This window comes from Armatimonas sp. (assembly GCF_031410135.1).
Taxonomy (GTDB): domain Bacteria; phylum Armatimonadota; class Armatimonadia; order Armatimonadales; family Armatimonadaceae; genus Armatimonas.
Genome location: NZ_JANNYP010000357.1, coordinates 1 through 2334 on the forward strand (window position 1 = coordinate 1; position 2334 = coordinate 2334).

Here is a 2334-nt window from a genome sequence, read left to right on the forward strand (position 1 = left end):
TCTATGTGTCATCGCTAGTGTGGCTTATGTTTATCGGCGGCAAGTACGCCACTCTAGATACCATTCAGCCCTCGCCGGATGGAGCGTATGCGGCACGTATTCTGGTTCGTAACGGGGAAGTCTCTTTCTGGATCACACCGCGCTGGAACTTTCTGCGGCTGGATTCCAGCTTTGGGGTGGGGTGTACCCCCGAAAAGACGTGCCTAGAGTGGCGCACCTCGCGCCACTTAATTCTTCATGGCGTTGACACTCCCAAGGTGCTGCACTACGGTTCTGTGCGCGTGGACGCGATTCCCTGAGTGTGGCGGGCTTTTCGAAAGGTATACTACCCCTAATATGGCCGATCTCTTTATCCTGAAAACCTCGCTGCTGGAAGCCCTCAAGCCTAAGCGACTGGCAACGGCGCTCTTAATGCTTCTGCTCCCCGCACTGGCGGCGATTGTCTGGCGTGCGGTGACACCAGGTGACCGCTTCGATCCAGCGGAAGCCTACAACACGCTGGCGGCCTACTTTGTCTTTGGCTTCACGCTCACGATCCTCTCGGTGATCTACGGGACGGGGGCGCTCTCAGCGGAGATTGAAGGAAGGACAATCGTCTATCTTCTTACCCGGCCCATTCCCCGCTGGCGCTTGCTTCTGATGAAGCTCATCGGGGCCTGGGCAGGGATTACAATTACCGTCTCTCTGTCGGTGATTCTGCTTGGCTTTGCTGTTTATGGGATGAAACCGGAGTGGGGACGCATTGTCTCCGACCTGAAGATTATTCCGGTGGGGGCGCTGGCGTACTCTTCGCTCTTTCTATTCTTTGCGACCCTGATGACAAAGCCCCTGATCTGGGCGCTGCTCTACGGCTTTGGCTGGGAGAATATCGCCGCTCTCTTTCCGAGCGGTTTTGCCCGACTCTCCGTCCTGTCCTACCTACGCGTACTGGCTCCGCATCTCAAAGAGGTCGTCGGGGCGAGCGAGGGAGGCGAGGATGTCTCCAATATCTTGCTCCGTGCCAATCCGCTGGCGATCACGCCGACCATTGCCTGGGTGACGGTCAGTATTCTCACAACTCTCTCCCTCGGGCTCGCACTGTTTTGCTTTAGCACTCGCGAGTATGTCCCGCGCGAAGAAGGCGGCTAGTCTAATCTCATGCTCCGAAAAGGCTTTGTGCAGCAGCAGATCGAGGGCCTCTCCCAGGCGCTGGCGGCGATCTTTGGGATTGAACTCACTAAGGAAGATGTTGTCAAGCGCCTCGGGACATCGTGCAAGAATCTCACAGGGCTAGACTTAGACACGCTCCTCCGCCTGGACGACACCTCGCTCCTGGGAATGTTCTCAGGCGGCGATCGAACCCGTACGGCAGGTAATGCTTTTGTCGCGGCGCAGTTTCTGCTCCAGCGCGCCAAAGCGGAGCCGCTACAGGGGCGTGTGGCACGCCGAAAAGCGCTCCTGCTCTACGCCGAAGCCCTCGCCTTGGAGTCGTCACTGCGCTCCTCGGAGTTTCTGGCAGAGTTCGAGGCGCTTCTCACGGAAGTAGAGTCCACGGATCGCACGGCGCATATTCTGCGACAAGCCGCGCGCGCCATGGAGTCGCTGAGCTACTATGATCGCGCCGAGAACTACCACTTTCATCTGCAAGATAGCCACATTGACCATGCCGCGGACGGTGCCCGTGAGTTCTACTTGCGTCTGCTAGAGCTTCCCGATCATGAGCTAGAAGCCGGTGGTCTGCCTCGTGATGAAATCAAGACCGCACTCGCGGAGCTCTAACTCTCCCTTTCTTGGAACAGGGAAGGGGGCTGGGGGGATGGGTTCTGGTACAATTTCATCATGGCGCATCGTGCTCGTTTTTTCTTTTCGAGTATTTTTTTTGTGGGCTTTGTGGTGGAGAAAATAAAGTGAAGTTCTTCCGGCAGTGGGCGGGGGTAATTGCCTCCCTGATTCTGGCAGGCTCTGGCTTTCTTGTTAGCTTTGGCAAGGATGCTCACTACTTTGGCCTGTTATTTGGCAGTGTGGGGCTGGTTGCAGCCGCGTGGCAAGCCTGGCAAGTCAAGAAAGAAATGGGCGATCCGTATGACCTCAACAAGCTCTGGGACTCACCCCTGCCAGAAGACATCCAGCCCGAAGCTGCTGACTACGAGCCGGATCAAGCCTACTGCCACCGCTGCGGCCATATCGTCCCCGACGACTTCGCACGCTGCCCCGACTGCGGCGAACGCGTCCGGTAATCCCCCACGTTTACCGTGCCGCAATCCCCTTCAGCGTTTCAAAGTCGGCGTCACGGGCACCTGGGTCGAAGTCATAGCGGGCTTCTTCGGCCAGTAGCGTTTGGCGGCGCTTTTCCAG

4 protein-coding genes are annotated in these 2334 nt (G+C 57.5%); all 4 read left to right on the forward strand.

Annotated elements, in window-relative coordinates; genetic code table 11:
• Positions 1-299: hypothetical protein (locus RMO15_RS13150; RefSeq protein WP_309713239.1), on the forward strand; the 299-nt coding region annotated here is incomplete at its 5' end.
• Positions 300-336: 37 nt separating this feature from the next.
• Positions 337-1128 carry an ABC transporter permease gene (locus tag RMO15_RS13155; RefSeq protein ID WP_309713242.1) on the forward strand — a complete coding sequence of 264 codons (792 nt, stop codon included), beginning with the start codon at positions 337-339 and terminating at the stop codon, positions 1126-1128.
• Positions 1129-1137: 9 nt separating this feature from the next.
• Positions 1138-1758, forward strand: coding sequence for a DUF6483 family protein (locus RMO15_RS13160; protein ID WP_309713245.1), 621 nt, complete (start codon positions 1138-1140; stop codon positions 1756-1758).
• A gap of 128 nt (positions 1759-1886) precedes the next feature.
• The gene (locus RMO15_RS13165; RefSeq protein WP_309713248.1) at positions 1887-2216 is read left to right on the forward strand and encodes a hypothetical protein; all 330 of its coding nucleotides are present in this window, start codon (positions 1887-1889) and stop codon (positions 2214-2216) included.
• Positions 2217-2334 lie beyond the last annotated feature (118 nt).